An 815-nucleotide genomic window follows, 5' to 3' on the forward strand; every position below is an offset into this window, starting at 1 on the left:
TCTTTCTTCGGCTCTTAGTGCCAAGGCATCCACCCTGCGCCCTTATCAGCTTGACCATAATGCAAAAGTAAACTTTTGCGTTACAAGTTTGCAAGCAAACTTGCACTTTTATTTACTCTGTTGCATCTTGAACGATTCTGATTCTCATATGGCTGATATAGCGTTATCACCATATTTGTTAGTTTGCTTTCTTTAGCATTTGTTAAATTCTAAAAGCAAATATGCTTTTGAATCAACCGTTATATTAAATATAACGCGCTTGGATGTCTGAATAGTTTCGATTGAAAATCGAACCATTAGAAGTTACTTCGTAACTTCATCATGATACATTGTTATTCAATCTATCTATTACTCTAATCAATATACAGTTTTCAAGGTACCAATAAGTTTTATTTACTTATCTGCTGTTTTTGACAGCTGTTGAAGTATATCAAACTTATTTTGCTTTGTCAACACTTTTTTAAAAAAATTTAAATTGTTGACTGTGAACTTTTGTTCACAATGGAGACGGAGAGATTCGAACTCTTGACCCCCTGCTTGCAAGGCAGGTGCTCTCCCAACTGAGCTACGCCCCCAACTTAATAAAAAACTAAGTTAGCAAATATTTAGTTTTTAATGGGCTTAAGTGGACTCGAACCACCGACCTCACGCTTATCAGGCGTGCGCTCTAACCAGCTGAGCTATAAGCCCATTTTAATTGGCGGCCACCTACTCTCCCATGCCGTCTCCAGCATAGTACCATCGGCCGCTTAGGTCTTAACCATCGTGTTCGGGATGGGAACGGGTGTTTCCCCTAAGCGCATCGCCACCAAAGA

Annotated in this window: 2 tRNA genes and 1 rRNA gene; all 3 read right to left on the bottom strand. The window is 39.4% G+C overall.

The window, feature by feature from the left end:
* Positions 1-502: 502 nt before the first annotated feature.
* Positions 503-575: transfer RNA gene (locus DW721_RS15865), tRNA-Ala, on the bottom strand.
* Between the two features lie 41 nt (positions 576-616).
* A tRNA-Ile gene (locus DW721_RS15870) sits at positions 617-690 on the bottom strand.
* A 5-nt stretch (positions 691-695) separates the two neighbouring features.
* Positions 696-813 (bottom strand): 5S ribosomal RNA (rrf, locus tag DW721_RS15875).
* Between the last annotated feature and the right edge of the window lie 2 nt (positions 814-815).

Origin of the sequence: Clostridium sp. AM27-31LB (assembly GCF_003480745.1) — a bacterium.
Classification (GTDB): domain Bacteria; phylum Bacillota; class Clostridia; order Lachnospirales; family Lachnospiraceae; genus Butyribacter; species Butyribacter intestini.